Below are 16,804 nucleotides of genomic sequence, written 5' to 3'. Positions count from 1 at the left end.
AGGGTGCGATTCATGCTGCCAGCATACCGTTTGCACTTGCAGAGGGCATGAAAACTGGCTAAAGACTGCTTGCCCGATGCGGGGCTTTTGCCAGGGGTAGGTAAGCCAGGATGGCCAGCGCGATCAGGGCCGACCAGACCAGCAAAGCGGTGCTGTAGTTGCTTTGCCCCAGCACGATGCCCATCCCCCACTGGAGCAAAAAGACCCCCATGAAGCCCATAAAGTTGATGGCCGTGACAGCCCGCCCGGTGAGCTCGGTGGGGAAGGTAAGCCGGGCCTGGGCCAGGCTCAGGATGTTAAAGGCACCGGTAAAGCCCATGAGCAGGTAGACCGCGTACAAGAGTGCCACAGGCATCTGCGGCCACAAAGCCAGAAGCAGCGGCCCCAGCGTGAAGGCCAGGCCCGCCGAGAGCAACACCCTGGGCAGGCCCAAGCGGTCGGCCAGCGGGCCGCTGAGCAGAAAGCCCAGCAGGGCGGCCAGCGAAAAGGCAAAAAGGATGCTACCGACCTCGAGGCTCCCCAGACCCCGCACCTTGAACAAAAAATCGCCGCCCCACAGGGTCTGCCAGGCCAGAAACCCGCCCCCCAACATAAAGTTGAGCCAGCCCATGCGCCAGAAGTCGGGGTTGCTCCAGATGACCCCTGCATGGCCCGTCTGGGTGCTTTGGGGCAGCGCAACACCTCCCGGGGCATTGCGCACCCCCACGGCGACTACCAGCGCTACCAGCACAATCACCAGGGCGCCCCATTCGAACACGCTCCGCCAGCCGATCTGCTCCTTGAGCCAGGCCAGGGGGCTCGAGGCCGCAATGGCCCCGGAGGCGCCCAGGGCCACATACAGACTGCTGATGCTGGCGTAGCGGTGGGCCGGGAACCACAGCGAAAAAGCCTTCAAAGCCCCCATCAAAGCGGCAGCAAAGCCGATGCCCAGCAAAGCCCGGCCCAGCGAAAGGCTGAGGAAATCTTGCGCACCAGCAAACAGCAGCGCACCCCCGGCCCCCACGAGCATCAGCGCCGGGTGCACAAAGCGCGGCCCGAAGCGGTCGAGCAAGGCCCCCAGGGGCAACTGCGCTACAGCAAAGGTGAGGTAGAACAGGCTGGTCATCAGGCCCAGCTCGGCTGAGCCAAGGCCCAGGTCGCGCCTTAAGTCGGGCGAGATGACCGCATTGGTAGCGCGGAAGAAGTAAGAGAGAAAGTAGGCCAAAAGCAGGATGATGAAAACCCGAACGGCGGCGGACATGTCCTGTATCCTACCCCCATGAAAGGTAATTTGACCTCGGCCTGGCTCGAGCTCCTGGGCGGTCTGCTGGTGGTGCTGGGGGTGCTTTTGGCCTGGCTGGCCTTCACCCTGGCCAACCAGACCATTGACCCCAACCTGGAAAAAAACCTGATGCGCGTTCGGGTGGACTTACCGGGCTTCCTGGAGGGTGCGGCCCGCCAGCTCTCGGTGGCCGCTGCCTGGATGGCAGGGGTGGGGGCCGTGCTCTTTTTTGGGGCTGGCTACCTGGTGTGGGTGTTTAGGGTGCTGCTGGGTTTGGCGGCCCTGTTCGCACTGGGGGTATGGGCCTGGCTGGCGCTGGGGTGGGCCTAGCGCTTCAGGCTCACCAACTCGATGACCACGCCCTCGCTCTGGCCTTTCACCAGCCCCACGCTGGGGGCGTACCAGGAGGTGCTTTTCACGGTCAGGTTCAGGGGGATGCTCCGGCCTCCCATCTTCATGGTGCCGCGGGTGATCTGGGTGCTCTCCACTTTGAGGGCCGTAAAGCGTCCGGCAGGCACGCTCACGCTTTCCTGGCCTACCACTTTGTTGGTGGTGTTGAGGGTCTGCTCCATCTGGATGGTCTGGTTGCCCTGCTGGGCCTCCCCGCTCACCTCGTAGCCGTAGTTCCAGCTACTTCCCACCCGTAGGTTCTGGGGCAGTACCACCCCGGTGGCTTTGCGGGTTTTGAACTTCATCTGCAAGCCGGTCTGACCAGACTGAGTGAACTCGGGCTGGGTGAGGCCCTTGGCGTCGCACGTCCAGCGGCTGTCGAAGCCGAAGCTGCTAAAGGTAAAGCGCTGGATGAAGCTTTCTGTTTTGACCTCCAGGGTCTGGATGGTATAGGTACTATTGTCCAGGCTCGAGCGGTACGTCCAGACCCAGCCCTCGCGCACCGGGTAGAAAGGATGGTCACACCTGGCCCAGGCGGCTGTGCCCAAAACCACCAACGCTAGAATGCCGAGGACGCTTCGCATGGCAGGCTCCTTTTGTTAAAGTATAGCCAAGGGAGCGTTATGTGGGCGTTATGGTCTCGAGCCCTCCTTGCGGGCGGGGGGTCTCGAGCGGATACAGGCATCAGGCCCACCCCGAAGGTTCAGCCTATCTCCAACTGCATCTTCATCCAGGGGGCCGAGTTGTGGAAGTTGGCCACTGCGCTGCCCGGGGGTACCAGCCGGTCGCAGGCCGCTTGAATATCCTCCGGCAGGGTCATGTCCAGCACCGGTAGCAGGTGCTGGAGCTGCTCTACACTCTTGGGCCCGATGATGGGCGCGGTGATGCCCGGCTGATCCTTGACCCACAAAATGGCCAGTTGCGCGGGGTCGTAGCCGGCCTCGCGGGCCAGCTTCACAAAACGGTTGCCCATCTGCACGGCCCTGGGCGAGACCCGCTCGGCGTAAATTCCTCCGCGCAGGCTGGCACGCGAGCCTTCCGGTCGGAGCTCCTCGTCGGCGTAGCGACCGGCCAGCATCCCCATGGCCAGGGGCGACCAGGGCAGAATGGCCAGGTTGTAGGCCTGGGCCATGGGAATCAGCTCGTTCTCGATGCGCCGATCCAGCAGGTTGTAGGGTGGCTGCTCCGAAACAAAGCGCACATAGCCTTTCAGCTCGCTGACCAGAATGCCCTCCAGCACCTTCCAGGCCGGGGCCGTCGAACTGCCGATGTAGCGAACCTTGCCCTGGCGCACCAGGTCGGTCAGGGCCGATAGGGTCTCGTCGATGGGCATGTCGAAGACCGGGCGGTGCAGCTGGTAGAGGTCAATATAGTCGGTTTGTAGCCGCCGCAGGGAGTCCTCGCAGGCCCGCATCAGGTGGAGCCTCGAGTTTCCCCGGTCGTTGGGGCCGGGGCCGGTGGGGTAGTGGGCCTTGGTGGCAATAAGCACCTGGTCGCGCAGGCCAGTTTCTTTGAGGGTTAGCCCAATCACCCGCTCGGCCTCGCCTTGCATGTAGCTGTTGGAGGTGTCAATCAGGTTGATGCCGGCCTCGAGGGCCCGCAGGATCATCTTCCTGGCCTCGGCTTCTGGGGTGGGGTTCAAGATGTTGTCGGTGCCCAGGGCCAGTGGTGCAACCCTGACGCCGGTTCGGCCCAGATGGCGGTATTCCATGGATAGCTCTCCTATGTGTTATGCACAGATGCGCCTGGTAACAGGCTGTAGCAAGAGGACATCGAAACCAAGCCATATTCGACGATGGCGGGCCGGCGGCTCCGCAGCCAGCCCTTACCGGGCTGCAAAGCCGGCATCCACCAGCACCAGCGAGCCGGTCATGTAGCTGGCTTTGCTCGAGGCCAGAAAGAGCACCACCTCGGCAATCTCGGTCGGGTCGGCCAGGCGGCCCATCGGCACGGTATCGGCCAGGCGTTGCAAGAGTGCGGGGGTGACCGGCTCTTTGCGCTCGGACAAGAGCATGGGGGTGTTGACCTCGCCGGGGCAGACCGCGTTGATGCGCAGGCCATCTTTGGCGTGCTCCAAAGCCAGGGCGCGGGTCAGGTTGTGTACAGCCCCCTTGCTTGCGCAGTAGGCTGCCACCCCGTCGGCCCCCAGGTCGCCCCAGATGGAGCCAAAGTTGACGATGGCCCCGCTGCCCTGGGGCTTCATGGCTTTAATGGCGGCCCGGCACATGAAAAAAGTGCCGCTCACATTTACCCCCAGGATGCGGTTCCACTGCTCATCGGTGGTGTCCTCGCCGCGGGCCCGCACAATAATGCCTGCCGCATTGACCAGCACGTCCAGTCGGCTGTACTGGGCCAGGGTTTCGGCCACCACGCGGTTGCAAAAGGTCGAATCGCTCACGTCCCCCACCCAGGCCAGAGCGCCTGCTTCCCTGGCTATCTGCTCGGCCCGCTCCTGGTTGCGATCCACGATCACCACCCGGGCCCCAGCTTTGGCAAAGGCCCGGGCCGAGGCCTCGCCCATACCCGAGGCCCCCCCAGTCACGACTACAACTTTCCCCTGGAAATCCACAAGCACTCCTTATCTGAACAAAAGTGATTGTATTCAGCAACCGGAAGTGGGGTCAATGTTCGGCGTCGGGACGTTGCTCAGTGGCCCTGCACTGGTATACTTCCCTGCGGAGTAGGTATACCAAACTGCGGCAGGTTTTAGTAGGAGGTCGAATGGTTCAAATCGCAGTGCCCAAAGAAACCGCTCCGGGCGAGCGCCGGGTGGCGCTTACACCGGAGGTTACGGGCCGTCTAATCAAGGAAGGCTGGGGTGTGCGCTTGGAGGCTGATGCGGGCGCCGAAGCGTACTACTCCGATGAGGCGTACCGAAACGTAGGAGCCGAGATTGTATCCAGGGAAGAGCTTTTCAAGGGTGCACAGGTGGTTTTTACCGTACAACCTTTGGAGCGACTGGATCTGGTACAGCTCGAGCCCGGCACCATTGTGGCGGGCCTAATGTACCCCCACCGCAGCCCGGCGCGGGTGCAGGCTATGGCTACCGGCAAACTCTCGGCCCTGGCGATGGAGCTCGTTCCCCGAATTACCCGCGCCCAGAGCATGGACGTGCTTTCTTCCCAGGCCACCGTGGCCGGCTACGTGGCGGCCTTGATTGCGGCCCGCGAGAGCAGCCGCTTTTTTCCCATGCTCACTACCGCAGCGGGGACTATCCGCCCGGCCAAAGTGATGGTAATGGGGGTGGGCGTAGCAGGCCTGCAGGCCATTGCTACGGCGCGTCGTCTGGGTGCTAATGTCTGGGCCTACGACGTCCGCAAGGCGGCAGCCGAGCAAGCCCTGTCGCTGGGGGCCAAGGTCATCGAGCTGCCCATCAGCGCCGAGGGTGAAGGGGGCTATGCCCGCGAGCTTACCGAGGAAGAAAAGAAAATCCAGCATGAAGCCCTGGCCAAAGAAGTGGGCAACATGGATGCGGTTATCACCACCGCCCAGATTCCGGGTCGCAACGCGCCCATCCTGATTACCAGGGACATGGTCGAGCGCATGCATCCGGGGGCGGTAATTGTAGACCTGGCCGCCGAGTCGGGGGGCAACTGCGAGCTGACCCAGCCCGGCAAGACGGTCGAGGTGAATGGGGTCAAGATTGTGGGGCCTTTGAACCTGCCCAGCGCGCTCTCGGTGCACGCCAGCGAGATGTATGCCAAAAACCTTTACAATCTGTCCAAGCTTCTGATCAAAGACGGTCAACTCGCGCCCGACTGGAGCGATGAAATTCTGGCCGGAGCGCTTCTGACCCACCAAGGCGAGATTACCCATGCGCCGACCAAGGCGCTCATCGGAGGTGCGTAATGGATTCGACCTGGGCTGCGCTTTATATCTTTTTGTTGGCGGCTTTTACCGGTTACGAAGTAATTAGCCGGGTGCCGGTGATTCTGCACACCCCCCTGATGTCGGGCTCTAACTTTATTCACGGCATTGTGGTGGTAGGGGCCATGGTGGTGCTGGGCCACGCCGAGACGCCCCTCGAGCAGGCCATCGGCTTCTTCGGAGTAATCCTGGGGGCCGCCAATGCTGCGGGCGGCTATGCCGTAACCGAACGAATGCTGGAAATGTTCGAGCGCAAGCCGAAAGGGGGCCAATAGCGCATAACCGATAGCAGCGAGCCTTCTGTGGGCTTACTGGTTATCGCCCAATGCTATTTTTCGCCATGGAAAACTTTGTTGAGCTTATCTACTTCCTGACGGCGCTTCTGTTTATTCTGGGCCTCAAGCGTATGTCCTCGCCCAACACAGCCCGTAGCGGGGTGATCTGGGCCGGGGTGGCCATGGTGGCGGCTACGCTGGCTACCTTTCTGCTTCCCAACATGCACAACCAGCTTCTAATGCTGGTGGCCGTCATCATCGGTACGGTGGTGGCTTGGATTGCTGCCAAGCGCGTGCAGATGACCGACATGCCCCAGATGGTGGCCATCTACAACGGCATGGGCGGGGGGGCTGCCGGGGCCATTGCGGCGGTGGAGCTTTTGCGAGGAGAGTTTGGCGAGGCCCAGGGGCTCAAGTTGCTGGCCATCCTGGGCGCCTTGATTGGCTCGGTTTCGTTTACCGGCAGCCTGATTGCATTCGCCAAACTCCAGGGCCTCATGTCGAGCCGCCCTATTCAGTTCCCGGCCCAGAAGCTGGTCAATGCGGGGGTAGGGGTGGGGGCTTTGCTGCTGGCCGTGTGGGTACTCTTTTCGCAGCCGGGGCCTTCGATTTTGTTTTTCTTTTTGCTGGCCTTGGGTTTTGGGGTGCTCATGACCCTGCCCATTGGCGGGGGGGACATGCCGGTGGTAATCTCCCTCTTCAACGCCTTTACCGGTCTGGCGGTGGGCTTCGAAGGCTTCGCCATTGGCAATGCGGCCCTGATTGTGGCCGGTACGGTGGTGGGCGCGGCCGGCACCCTGCTCACCTTGCTGATGGCCAAGGCCATGAACCGAAGCCTCTGGAGCGTGCTGGTGGGGGGCTTTGGGGTGGAACAGGAAGCGGCGGAGGTCAAGGGCAGCCTCAAACCCATTGACCTGGAGGATGCGGCGGTCATGCTGGCCTATGCCTCCAAGGTCATCTTCGTGCCGGGCTACGGGATGGCGGTGGCTCAGGCCCAGCACAAGCTGCGCGAGGTGGCGGATGTGCTCGAGGCCAAGGGCATCGAGGTCAAGTACGCCATTCACCCCGTGGCGGGCCGGATGCCGGGCCACATGAACGTGCTGCTGGCCGAGGCCGGGGTGGCCTACGACAAACTCTACGATCTGGAAGACATCAACCCCGAGTTCCCCCAGGCCGACGTGGCGGTGGTGATTGGGGCCAACGACGTGGTCAACCCTGCCGCCCACCGCAAGGGTTCCCCTCTCTACGGGATGCCCATCCTGGATGTGGACAAGGCCAAGAACGCCATTGTCATCAAGCGCGGCCAGGGCAAGGGCTTCGCTGGGGTGGAGAACGAGCTATTCTACGCCGATAACACCCGGATGCTCTATGGCGATGCCCAGGGGGTGCTGGGGCAACTGGTGCAGTCGCTCAAGAAGCTATAGAAGCTATAAAAGATAAAAGATACGCGCTGGCGGGGGCTGACATCGGCTCGCGGCGGGGTGTTCGGTTCCGGTTGAGTCCCTTGTTTCTAGTGGTCTCGTAACCAGAAATTCGGTATACGCAGCAGTCCTTCTCAATAAGCCGCACATCGCAATTTTGGGCAGTCAACGTGCTTCAACACGTACCGCAAAATAAGTTACCTGTGCACTAGAGCGTTTCCCAAGAGTACTCGGTTTATCGGGGTTGGCTGTGCGGTTATATTATACCGGATTCAAAAAGATAATCACCCAAACCAAACACCCCCAGAGGCTATCTTTTTGAATCCTAGAGCACTCCCTTCGGTCGGGTTAGTTCGGCGCCGTATGGCGCCGAACTAACCGAATCTGGTATTACGTATCAGCGTCAGAGGCGTAATGTTGGGCAAGGCGATACTGGTATCAGTATCAGATGAGATCCGGTTGCGCGAATGGCCAATGGGCTGTTTGGTAAACGGCTTGGTTTTTTCAATATTTATTGTTCCTGTGCTGTTTCTTACGGATTGGTATTGGGTTGACAGTGGAGGATGGCTGATATAGACTTCCCGGAGGAAGTTCTTCCAAAAGGCTAATTTGTTTCTTCCGGTGTGGTTCGGATAAGCATGGAAGCACTTCCAAAGAAACAGGAGGAACCATGAAGAAATGGCTGGCAAGTGCATTGGCCTTGACCCTGACTGTGGGCGGGTTGGCCTTCGCCCAAGGGGTAACCATCCGCGTGGCAGGTGACTCGACCGCGGTGGGCGAGGGTGGCCGCTGGATGAAGGCCAAGTCGGAAGAGTGGGCCCAGAAAACCGGCAACAAGATTGAGTACATCGACTCACCCGCAGATACCAACGACCGTCTGGCCTTGTACCAGCAATACTGGGCAGCCCGCAGCGCCGATGTTGACGTGTACATGATCGACGTAATCTGGCCTGGCATTGTGGCGCCCCACGCTGCCGACCTCAAGCAGTTCTTCACCGAAGCTGAGTTGAGCCAATTCTTCCCCCGCATCGTGGAAAACAACACCATCCGGGGCAAGCTGACCTCGATCCCCTTCTTCACCGATGCGGGTCTGCTCTACTACCGCACCGACCTGCTGCAAAAGTATGGCTTCCAGCGCCCGCCCCAGACCTGGACTGAACTCGACCAGCAAGCCACCCGCATCCAGGCTGGCGAACGCCAGGCAGGTAACCGTGACTTCTGGGGCTTTGTCTGGCAGGGGAAAGCCTACGAAGGCCTGACCTGCGATGCCCTCGAGTGGATTTTTTCCATGGGCGGGGGTCGTATCATCGAGCCCGATGGCCGGGTCAGCATCAACAACGCCCAGGCCATTGCCGCCCTCAACATGGTACGCAGTTGGGTAGGCCGCATTTCGCCTCCAGGTGTGACCAGCTACGCCGAAGAAGAGGCCCGCAACGCCTTCCAGTCGGGCAACGCTGCCTTCATGCGCAACTGGCCTTATGCTTATAGTCTGGGTCAGTCTGAAGGCAGCGCCGTGCGGGGCAAAATTGGCGTGACCGTATTGCCTCGGGGCGCAGGCTCGGGCGGGCGCAATGCCGCTACGCTGGGGGGCTGGCAACTGATGGTTTCTACGTACTCCAAAAACCAAAAGGTGGCCGCCGACCTGGTCAAGTACCTGACCAGCGTGGAGGTTCAGAAAGACAACGCCATCAGCCTGTCGCGTCTGCCCACCCGCCCGGCGCTCTACAACGACGCCCAGGTGCTGGCCAAGAACGCTTTCTTCAAAGATCTGCTGCCGGTCTTCCAAAACGCCGTGGGTCGTCCTTCGGGTGTAGCCGGTGCTCGCTATAACCAGGTCTCCGAAGCCTTCTGGACCGGCGTACATGAAGCCATCACCGGGCGCAAGCCCGCCGCCCAAGCCGTGCGGGACATGGAAGCCGCCTTCCGGCGCATTCTGCGCTAGGCTGTAGAGTCACAGCCTTGTTGGGGAATGGGGTCGGATATCCGGCCCCATTCTTTCGTAGCAAAGCATTAAGCCTTTCAAAAGCGCCAATGCACCTTCCCAAGCCGCAGGTCTTGCTTTGTGGGTAATACCAGGTTCAAAAAGACAATCATCCAAACCAAAGACCCCCAGAGGCTATCTTTTTGAATCCTTGAGCACTCCCTTCCAAGGGGCGGTATCGCCCTCCGCTACGCGGATAACTTCGGCCCTGTTAGTTTGCCGCCATCCGGCGCCGAACTAACTGAATCTGGTGTAAGTAGGTAGATTTGGCATTTCGCGTATAGCTATTTGTTGTTGGGGTATAGGCCTATGGTGCATGTTTGGCGAATTTTTGAATTCAGCTACTCGAACCGATATAGTACCTGTGTTTTGGAACAATCTCGCCAAGCCACTTGTGAAGGTCGGCTAGTGGTCTGGTAACCGGGAATTCGGTACACACAGCAGTCCCTCTCAATGAGCCGCCATCGCAATATGGGGTAATCCACGTGCTTCAAAACATGCAGCAAAATAAGCTACCGGTGCACTAGGGTGGAGGTGGATATAGATGCTCACTGTTCGGCAAACCCGCTTGGCCTGGCTGCTAGTCTTGCCCACACTGCTAGTAGTGGCCTTTGTGGCAGGTTATCCGCTGGCCCAGGTGTTTTATTACTCGTTTCACCGGGCCGACATCTCGTTTGTAGAGCCCACCGAGTTTGTGGGTTTCAAGAACTACCTTTTTCTGCTGCAGGACCCCGATTTTAGAGGGGCTCTCTGGAATACCTTGCGCTTTACTTTTGTTTCGGTTTTCCTCGAGACCGTGCTGGGTCTGGCCATTGCCCTGGTAATTCACTCCAACTTCAAGGGGCGCGGTATCGTGCGGGCCGCCATCCTGATTCCCTGGGCCATCCCCACAGTGGTCTCGGCCAAGATGTGGCAGTGGATGCTCAACGACATCTACGGAGTGATTAACGTAATCCTGGTCAACACCGGCCTGGTGGCCAACAAGATTGCCTTCCTGGCCAACCCCAACACGGTGCTGTGGGCGATGGTGGCGGTAGACGTCTGGAAAACCACACCCTTCATGGCCTTGTTGCTGCTGGCGGGCTTGCAACTCATTCCCAGTGACATCTACGAGGCGGCCGATATTGACGGTGCGAGCAAGTGGCAGCAGTTCTGGACGCTGACCCTGCCGCTCCTGACCCCAGCTTTGGTGGTGGCCCTTATTTTCCGTACCCTGGATGCACTGCGGGTCTTCGACGTGATTTTTGTGATGGTAGGGGTGAACACCGCCACCCGAAGCCTGGCCATCTACAACCGCCAGACCCTGATTGACTTTCAGGACTTGGGTTATGGTTCCACGGTATCGGTGGCCATCCTGGTGATTATCTTCATCTTTGTGTTCTTGTATATGCGTATGGCCGGACGGGGGGTGCGCGGTGAGGACTAAAGGTCTGGGTTACTACGCGGGGCGGGTACTGTTCTACGCGCTGGTGGTTTTTATCGTTATATACAGTGTGTTTCCGTTCTATTGGGCGGTCATCAGCAGCTTCAAGACCAGCGATGCCCTCTTCAGCTCCAATCCCAGCTTTTTACCAATTCCCTTCACCCTGACCCACTACCAGAACGTGTTTAGCGGGGCCGCCTTTGGACGTAACCTGCTCAACTCCTTGATTGTGGCCGGGGGGGCCACCCTGATTTGTCTGGTGCTGGGCGTGATGGCGGCCTATGCGCTGGGTCGTTTGCGCTTTCCTCCCAAGAATGCAGTGCTCTACATCGTGCTGGCCATGACCATGTTCCCCCAGGTTTCGGTGCTTTCGGGGATGTTTGTGTTGCTGCGCGAGACGGGCCTCTTCAATACCCACGCCGGTTTGATTCTTTCGTACCTGCTTTTTACCCTGCCCTTCACGGTCTGGGTGCTAACGGGCTATTTTCGCGGATTGCCGCGGGAGCTCGAGGAGGCTGCTTACGTGGACGGGGCCACCCCCATCCAGACCCTGCTCCAGGTCATGCTGCCCCTTACCGGCCCCGGTCTGGTGACTACTGGCTTGCTGGCTTTTATTGCCGCCTGGAACGAGTACCTTTTTGCCCTGACCTTTACCATCGGTAATAACGTACGGACGGTGCCGGTGGCCATTGCTTCCTTTGGGGGGGCTACCCCCTTCGAGATCCCCTGGGGTTCGATTATGGCGGCTTCGGTGGTGGTGACGGTGCCGCTGGTGATCCTGGTGCTAGTCTTCCAGCAGCGCATTGTGGCCGGTTTGACGGCGGGCGCAGTCAAGGGATAAGCATACCAGATTCGGTTAGTTCGGCGCCGTATGGTGGCGAACTAACAGGGCCGAAGTTATCCGCGTAGCGGAGGGCGATACCGCCCCTTGGAAGGGAGTGCTCAAGGATTCAAAAAGATAGCCTCTGGGAGATCTTTGGTTTGGATGATTATCTTTTTGAATCCGGTATCAAAAAGCATATGATGGGCCGGTATGACTGCCCAGGATGCGTACCGCTGGCTTTTGGAACACAGCAAAGAGACGGCCTATCTGGCTTCGTTTGGCAAACTGGCGGGTTGGGATCAGGCGGCCTATATTCCCAAAAAAGGCCACCCCCACCGCGCCATGATGCAGGCCACGCTGGCCAGGCTGCTGCACCAGCGGGCTACCGACCTCCGCATTGGGGAGATGCTCGCCATCGTGGAGGGTTCGGACTGGTTGGGGCCGCCCGAGTCGGTGGAGGCGGTGAATGTGCGGGAGTGGCGGCGGGCCTACGACCTGCAGACTAAAATTCCCGAGCGTCTGGCCGTAGAGCTGGCCCAGGCCACCAGCGAGGGAGAAGCCATCTGGCAAGAGGCCCGTCCCAGAAACGACTGGCAAGGCTTCAAGCCAGTGCTAAAGAAGATTTTTGCCCTGACCCGTGAGGCCGCCGACGCAATAGGCTACAAAGAGGAACGCTACGATGCCTTGCTCGACCAGTATGAGCCGGGGGCCACAGCCCGGCAGCTCGAGGCCACCTTCGGGCAGTTGCGTGAGGCCACCGTACAGTTGCTGGGGCGTATCAAGGGCAGCTCCCGCAGGCCCGATACCTCGGTACTCCGCCGCCACTTTCCCCAGGCCGCCCAGGAGGCTTTCGGTAAGGAGGTCATTACCAAAATTGGCTTCGACCTGGAAGCCGGGCGACTCGATGTAGTAGCCCACCCCTTCATGCAGGGGATTGGCCCTGGCGATGTGCGCCTGACCACCCGCTACTTTGAGCATTACTTCAACGCGGGTTTTTTTGGCATTGTGCACGAGATGGGCCATGGATTGTACGGGCAGGGCTTGCTGGCCGAACATTTTGGAACGCCCATGGGGAGCGAAATCTCCCTGGGCATGCACGAGTCGCAAAGCCGCACCTGGGAAAACCTGGTGGGGCGTAGCCTGGGCTTCTGGCGCTACTTCTGGCCCACGGCCCAGCAGCGCTTCGAATCGCTGCTCGATGTAAGTCTGGAAGATTTCCATTTCGCTATCAATGCGGTGGAGCCCAGCTTGATCCGGGTGGAGGCTGATGAAGTGACCTACAACCTGCACATCCTTATTCGCTTTGAGATCGAGCTGGCTTTGTTGCGCGGCGAGCTGGATGTAGACGACGCCCCCGAAGCCTGGGATGCCAAGTACCAGGCTTATCTGGGGGTTCGTGCACCTGAAATCCGGGATGGGGTGATGCAGGATGTGCACTGGTCGGCGGGACTGATTGGTTATTTCCCTACCTATTCACTGGGTAACCTGTATGGGGCGCAGCTGTTTGTGCAGGCCGAAAAAGACCTGGGGCCGCTGGAAGCTCAGTTTGAGCGAGGCGAGTTTGCGCCCTTGCTCAACTGGACCCGGCAAAAGATTCATCACCAGGGGAGCCGCTACTGGCCCCGCGACCTGCTAAAGCAGGTGACGGGCGAAGACCTCAACCCGCAGTACCTGGTGGAGTATCTGAACCGCAAATTTGGAATGCTGTATGCGTTGTGACCTCAAAAAGCCTGATGCTGGGTAAGCGCCTGAGCAGCGACCTGATGAACTACCGCCCTGAACTTACCCCAGTCGGCCCAGGTAGCACCCAGTTCTTTGGAGAAATCGGGGGGTAGGCCCTCGAGGTTCAGGGCAATTTCCAGCAGATCCGGCGCGGAAACCTCTCGAAAATCGCTGATTTGCTCGAGGTGATCCTGTGGTCGTGGGGTGCCTTCGACGGCCAGCAGAAAAACGTAGCTATGGAACAGGCGGCCTTCGTTGTGTTGATAGGTAATGTGGGCCAGATAGCGCAGAATTTGGGCTTGTAGTCCGGTTTCCTCCCAACTTTCGCGCTCGAGGGCCTCCAGCACCGATTCACCGGGCAATATGCTTCCAGTGGGCAAGCGGTAGACCCCAGCAGGATAGAAGGGTTTGGTGATGGTCAGAAACTTACCACTGGGTCGCTGGTACACCAGACAGACTTCTGCAATACGGGTTCTGCTAAACGCCAAATAGGAGTTTGTGCTCAGATTCTCGGTGATTTCATAAGGTCTGCCAAAGCGCTGGGTCAACTCCAGTAACTCTTGCTGCATGCAAGAAAACTACCATAATCTGCGCGATTGAATTTGCCCCGTTTCTTGTTGGCATCAACTTATACCGGATTTAAAAAGATAATCATCCAAACCAAAGATCTCCCAGAGGCTATCTTTTTGAATCCTAGAGTACTCCCTTCGGTCGGGTTAGTTCGCCGCCATACGGCGCCGAACTAACCGAATCTGGTATTACATAGCCGCTGACCGCCCTGTGCTAAGGTAAGCTCTCGGTATGGTGGAGAAAATTTTTCTGGCCAAGCCCAGGGGTTTTTGTGCCGGGGTGGTCATGGCCATCGAGGCCGTAGAGAAGGCGGCTAGGGAATTGCGCGACGAGGGCGAACTGGTGGTCTACCATGCCATCGTTCACAACGATGTGGTGGTCAAACGCCTGCAAGAACGGCATGGTGTGCATTTTGTCGAAGACCTGGCCGAGGTCGAACAACTGCGCTCTGAGCTTGCCAGCACGGGTAAAAAACTGAACGAAACCGTGGTTTTCTCAGCCCACGGGATTCCCCCCTGGCTGCGAACCGAGGCGGCGGAGCGCAACCTGTACCAGATTGACGCTACCTGTCCGCTGGTAACCAAAGTTCACAGCGAGGCCAAGCGCTATGCCCGCGAGGGCTATACCATTCTGCTAATCGGTGACTCGGCAGATCACCAGGAAATCAAAGGTACCCGCGGCGAAGCCCCCGAGAACACCATTCTGGTGGCCGTACATACCCATGTGGGCCGTGATCCTCGCCTGGCCGACCCCCACACCGTCGAGGTGCCCGACCCTGAAAAGGTGGTGGTGCTGACCCAGACCACCCTTTCGGTGGACGATACCCTGGCTACTGTTGACATCCTCAAGCGGCGCTTTCCCGAGCTGGTCGTCCCCAGCCGCCACGACCTGTGCTACGCCACCAAAAACCGCCAGGATGCTGTCAAGCAGATTGCGCCGCAGGTGGATATGTTCCTGGTGCTGACCAGCCCCACCTCCTCCAACGGCATGCGCCTCCTGGAGCTGGCCCAAAGCCTGGTAGGGCGGGCCGAGCGCATCAATACGGTTGCAGACCTGCGGCCCGAGTGGCTCGAGGGTGTGCGGGCTATAGGTATTACCTCGGCGGCCTCCACCCCGGACGACCTGGTGCAGGAAGTGGTGGCTTACTTCAAGCAGCAGAACCCGGCCCTCGAGGTTATCGAGGAAGGGGAGTGGGAAGACATCGAATTCCGTGAGCCCAAGCGGGTATCGCCCCAGGAAGTTCTGGCCAGCCGGGCCTAGACGTCAGAAAAATTTCGTAAGCTGCAATGAACAGCCCCCTGCTTCAGCAAAGCCCTTACCTGTTATCTGTCGCACCCATGCTGGACTGGACAGACCGGCATTTTCGCTATTTATTGCGGCAGATTACCCGGCGGACGCGGCTTTATACCGAGATGGTGGTGGATCAGTCCATTTTGCTGGGCCACCGCCCCAAGCTGCTCAATTTCAACCCCGAAGAGCACCCGGTAGCCTTACAGCTGGGGGGCTCGGTGCCGCAAAAGCTGGCCGAGGCCGCTCGGATAGGGGAAGAATGGGGCTACGACGAAATCAACCTGAACCTGGGCTGCCCCTCCGAGCGGGTACAGGGGGGTGGGTTTGGGGCCTGCTTGATGCTTTCGCCCGACCTGGTGGCCGACTGCATGGCCGCCATGCGGCAGGCGGTGAAGATTCCGGTTACGGCCAAGCACCGCCTGGGGGTCGATGAGCTGGAGGACTACGGCTACGTGGCCCGTTTCATCGAAAAACTGGCTGGGGTGGGCATCGAGGTTTTTGTCATCCATGCCCGCAAGGCTTACCTAAAGGGGCTGTCGCCTGCCGAAAACCGCACCGTTCCGCCCCTGCGCTACGAGTGGGTATACCGCCTCAAGCAGGATTTCCCCCACCTGACGGTTGTGCTCAACGGGGGGGTGCGAACGCTGGATGAGGTGGAGGTACACCTTAAGCGGGTGGATGGGGTCATGCTGGGGCGGGCGGTTTACGAAGATCCCTTCGTGCTCGAGCGAGCCGACTCCAGGCTATTTGGGCTGGCCCATGCTCCTACTCGCCTCGAGGTCGCCCAGGCCATGCTGCGTTACGCCGAGACCCAGCTTGAGCAGGGCACACCCCTCTGGGCCATCGCCCGGCACATGCTCAGCCTGTTCAAAGGGCAGCCCGGAGGCCGTTTGTGGCGCAGGTGGCTTTCTGAGCGGGCCTGCCGGCGGGGGGCCGGGGTCCAGGTGTTGCAAGAGGCCCTCGAGCGCGTGAAAGCCGAAACCGAGCGGCGTAAAGAAGAGGTTCTGGCTTAGCAGTCGGTAACCGGGAATTCGGTATGCGAACAGTCTCTCTCAATGAGCCGCACATCGCAATTCTGGGCAATCCACGTGCTTAAAAAGGTGCTGCAAAACAAGGTATACCGGATTCAAAAAGATAATCATCCAAACCAAAGATCCCCCAGAGGCTATCTTTTTGAATCCTAGAGCACACCCCCTCCCGAACGGTCGGCGAAAAAAGCCTCACCCTTCCAAAGGGGCTTACGCCCTCCGCTACGCAGATAACTTCCAAGGGGCGGTATCGCCCTCCGCTACGCGGATAACTTCGGCCCGGTTAGTTCGCCGCCATCCGGCGCCGAACTAACCGAATCTGGTATTACCTGTGCACCAGCAGGGTAGCCCCCAGCGGGCTGTTAATTTTCTGCTTACCCCGTGTTTGTCGCTACCGAAGTTAAGCTGCATAGCCCCGTGCCCTGGGCCTTCTATCAAGGCCCCGCCAGCCTGGTGGGAGCTTCGCAGTACCAGCACGTCAGCGCCTGGCTTTCCAGTAACCGCTCGGATCCCTTCCTGGCCCTGCGAGCTGCCGGCGAACAAAACCAGGTGCGGGTGGTGGCCTACTTCGATGGCAACAAGTTCCGGGCCCTTCCGGCCAGTTTTCCTGTGCCCCTCGGGCTCAAGCCCGGCTGGTACGAGCTGCTGGGCACGGTGGGGTCGCAGGGGCTGGCCTGGTCTTCGGTCAGGCCTTTTCCGTGATGGCAGTACATCAGTTTGTAACCGGAATACCTACCCTTGTGTGAAGTGCTT

General features: G+C 59.7%; 16 protein-coding genes. 11 read left to right on the top strand and 5 right to left on the bottom strand.

What is annotated here, in order from left to right:
* Nucleotides 1-58: 58 nt before the first annotated feature.
* The gene (locus Q0X23_RS01760; RefSeq protein WP_297858687.1) at nt 59-1,240 is read right to left on the bottom strand and encodes a nitrate/nitrite transporter; all 1,182 of its coding nucleotides are present in this window, start codon (nt 1,238-1,240) and stop codon (nt 59-61) included.
* 18 nt (nt 1,241-1,258) lie between these two features.
* Here Q0X23_RS01760 and Q0X23_RS01755 point away from each other — a divergent pair, with 18 nt between their 5' ends.
* Nucleotides 1,259-1,591: a hypothetical protein gene (locus tag Q0X23_RS01755; RefSeq protein WP_297858686.1), complete on the top strand. Its 333-nt coding sequence runs from the start codon at nt 1,259-1,261 to the stop codon at nt 1,589-1,591.
* Here the strand turns inward: Q0X23_RS01755 and Q0X23_RS01750 are convergent.
* The 3 genes from Q0X23_RS01750 to Q0X23_RS01740 all read right to left on the bottom strand — a co-directional run bounded on the left by Q0X23_RS01750 (nt 1,588) and on the right by Q0X23_RS01740 (nt 4,220).
* The gene (locus Q0X23_RS01750; RefSeq protein WP_297858685.1) at nt 1,588-2,235 is read right to left on the bottom strand and encodes a hypothetical protein; all 648 of its coding nucleotides are present in this window, start codon (nt 2,233-2,235) and stop codon (nt 1,588-1,590) included. The genes Q0X23_RS01755 and Q0X23_RS01750 overlap by 4 nt on opposite strands.
* Before the next feature lie 119 nt (nt 2,236-2,354).
* The gene (locus Q0X23_RS01745) at nt 2,355-3,362 is read right to left on the bottom strand and encodes an aldo/keto reductase (protein WP_297858684.1); all 1,008 of its coding nucleotides are present in this window, start codon (nt 3,360-3,362) and stop codon (nt 2,355-2,357) included.
* Nucleotides 3,363-3,476: 114 nt separating this feature from the next.
* Complete coding sequence (locus Q0X23_RS01740) at nt 3,477-4,220, bottom strand: SDR family NAD(P)-dependent oxidoreductase (protein ID WP_297858683.1); 744 nt, start codon at nt 4,218-4,220, stop codon at nt 3,477-3,479.
* Between the two features lie 152 nt (nt 4,221-4,372).
* On the opposite strand from Q0X23_RS01740, the gene Q0X23_RS01735 reads away from it, so the two are divergent.
* From Q0X23_RS01735 to Q0X23_RS01705, 7 genes are all read left to right on the top strand, one after another.
* Nucleotides 4,373-5,500 (top strand): Re/Si-specific NAD(P)(+) transhydrogenase subunit alpha, encoded by a 1,128-nt coding sequence (locus Q0X23_RS01735; RefSeq protein ID WP_297858682.1) that lies wholly within the window; start codon nt 4,373-4,375, stop codon nt 5,498-5,500.
* Nucleotides 5,500-5,793 carry an NAD(P) transhydrogenase subunit alpha gene (locus Q0X23_RS01730; protein WP_013014151.1) on the top strand — a complete coding sequence of 98 codons (294 nt, stop codon included), beginning with the start codon at nt 5,500-5,502 and terminating at the stop codon, nt 5,791-5,793. The genes Q0X23_RS01735 and Q0X23_RS01730 overlap by 1 nt, the downstream gene beginning before the upstream one ends.
* Before the next feature lie 65 nt (nt 5,794-5,858).
* The gene (locus Q0X23_RS01725) at nt 5,859-7,217 is read left to right on the top strand and encodes an NAD(P)(+) transhydrogenase (Re/Si-specific) subunit beta (RefSeq protein WP_297858681.1); all 1,359 of its coding nucleotides are present in this window, start codon (nt 5,859-5,861) and stop codon (nt 7,215-7,217) included.
* A gap of 667 nt (nt 7,218-7,884) precedes the next feature.
* Nucleotides 7,885-9,156 (top strand): ABC transporter substrate-binding protein, encoded by a 1,272-nt coding sequence (locus Q0X23_RS01720; RefSeq protein ID WP_297858680.1) that lies wholly within the window; start codon nt 7,885-7,887, stop codon nt 9,154-9,156.
* Between the two features lie 583 nt (nt 9,157-9,739).
* A complete protein-coding gene (locus tag Q0X23_RS01715) occupies nt 9,740-10,621 on the top strand; it encodes a carbohydrate ABC transporter permease (RefSeq protein WP_297858679.1) in 882 nt (293 codons plus the stop codon).
* Nucleotides 10,611-11,459, top strand: a complete 849-nt coding sequence (locus tag Q0X23_RS01710; RefSeq protein ID WP_186814664.1) for a carbohydrate ABC transporter permease — start codon at nt 10,611-10,613, stop codon at nt 11,457-11,459. Before Q0X23_RS01715 ends, Q0X23_RS01710 begins: the two co-directional genes overlap by 11 nt.
* Nucleotides 11,460-11,651: 192 nt before the next feature.
* Entirely contained in the window at nt 11,652-13,160 is a 1,509-nt protein-coding gene (locus Q0X23_RS01705) for a carboxypeptidase M32 (RefSeq protein WP_297858678.1), read from the top strand.
* A 2-nt stretch (nt 13,161-13,162) separates the two neighbouring features.
* Here Q0X23_RS01705 and Q0X23_RS01700 read toward each other — a convergent pair whose 3' ends face one another.
* The gene (locus tag Q0X23_RS01700; RefSeq protein WP_297858677.1) at nt 13,163-13,732 is read right to left on the bottom strand and encodes an NUDIX hydrolase; all 570 of its coding nucleotides are present in this window, start codon (nt 13,730-13,732) and stop codon (nt 13,163-13,165) included.
* A 232-nt stretch (nt 13,733-13,964) separates the two neighbouring features.
* Between Q0X23_RS01700 and ispH the strand changes: the two genes are divergently transcribed.
* The 3 genes from ispH (at nt 13,965) to Q0X23_RS01685 (ending at nt 16,753) form a co-directional block, all read left to right on the top strand.
* A complete protein-coding gene (ispH, locus tag Q0X23_RS01695; protein WP_297858676.1) occupies nt 13,965-14,993 on the top strand; it encodes a 4-hydroxy-3-methylbut-2-enyl diphosphate reductase in 1,029 nt (342 codons plus the stop codon).
* 26 nt (nt 14,994-15,019) lie between these two features.
* Nucleotides 15,020-16,036, top strand: coding sequence for a tRNA dihydrouridine(20/20a) synthase DusA (gene dusA / locus Q0X23_RS01690; RefSeq protein WP_297858675.1), 1,017 nt, complete (start codon nt 15,020-15,022; stop codon nt 16,034-16,036).
* A gap of 396 nt (nt 16,037-16,432) precedes the next feature.
* A complete protein-coding gene (locus tag Q0X23_RS01685) occupies nt 16,433-16,753 on the top strand; it encodes a hypothetical protein (protein WP_297858674.1) in 321 nt (106 codons plus the stop codon).
* Nucleotides 16,754-16,804: the final 51 nt, after the last annotated feature.

Origin of the sequence: Meiothermus sp. (assembly GCF_026004115.1) — a bacterium.
GTDB lineage: Bacteria > Deinococcota > Deinococci > Deinococcales > Thermaceae > Meiothermus.
The sequence above is the reverse complement of the archived record's forward strand: the minus strand, read 5'-3'. Positions and strand labels throughout refer to the sequence as shown.

What these genes read in the sequence shown, in the direction of transcription:
- ispH (WP_297858676.1), top strand. Translation starts at nt 13,965, where the DNA reads ATGGTGGAGAAAATTTTTCTGGCCAAGCCCAGGGGTTTTTGTGCCGGG.
- Q0X23_RS01750 (WP_297858685.1), bottom strand. Translation starts at nt 2,235, where the DNA reads ATGCGAAGCGTCCTCGGCATTCTAGCGTTGGTGGTTTTGGGCACAGCC.
- Q0X23_RS01755 (WP_297858686.1), top strand. Translation starts at nt 1,259, where the DNA reads ATGAAAGGTAATTTGACCTCGGCCTGGCTCGAGCTCCTGGGCGGTCTG.
- Q0X23_RS01705 (WP_297858678.1), top strand. Translation starts at nt 11,652, where the DNA reads ATGACTGCCCAGGATGCGTACCGCTGGCTTTTGGAACACAGCAAAGAG.
- Q0X23_RS01735 (WP_297858682.1), top strand. Translation starts at nt 4,373, where the DNA reads ATGGTTCAAATCGCAGTGCCCAAAGAAACCGCTCCGGGCGAGCGCCGG.
- dusA (WP_297858675.1), top strand. Translation starts at nt 15,020, where the DNA reads ATGAACAGCCCCCTGCTTCAGCAAAGCCCTTACCTGTTATCTGTCGCA.
- Q0X23_RS01720 (WP_297858680.1), top strand. Translation starts at nt 7,885, where the DNA reads ATGAAGAAATGGCTGGCAAGTGCATTGGCCTTGACCCTGACTGTGGGC.
- Q0X23_RS01745 (WP_297858684.1), bottom strand. Translation starts at nt 3,362, where the DNA reads ATGGAATACCGCCATCTGGGCCGAACCGGCGTCAGGGTTGCACCACTG.
- Q0X23_RS01725 (WP_297858681.1), top strand. Translation starts at nt 5,859, where the DNA reads ATGGAAAACTTTGTTGAGCTTATCTACTTCCTGACGGCGCTTCTGTTT.
- Q0X23_RS01760 (WP_297858687.1), bottom strand. Translation starts at nt 1,240, where the DNA reads ATGTCCGCCGCCGTTCGGGTTTTCATCATCCTGCTTTTGGCCTACTTT.
- Q0X23_RS01700 (WP_297858677.1), bottom strand. Translation starts at nt 13,732, where the DNA reads ATGCAGCAAGAGTTACTGGAGTTGACCCAGCGCTTTGGCAGACCTTAT.
- Q0X23_RS01730 (WP_013014151.1), top strand. Translation starts at nt 5,500, where the DNA reads ATGGATTCGACCTGGGCTGCGCTTTATATCTTTTTGTTGGCGGCTTTT.
- Q0X23_RS01715 (WP_297858679.1), top strand. Translation starts at nt 9,740, where the DNA reads ATGCTCACTGTTCGGCAAACCCGCTTGGCCTGGCTGCTAGTCTTGCCC.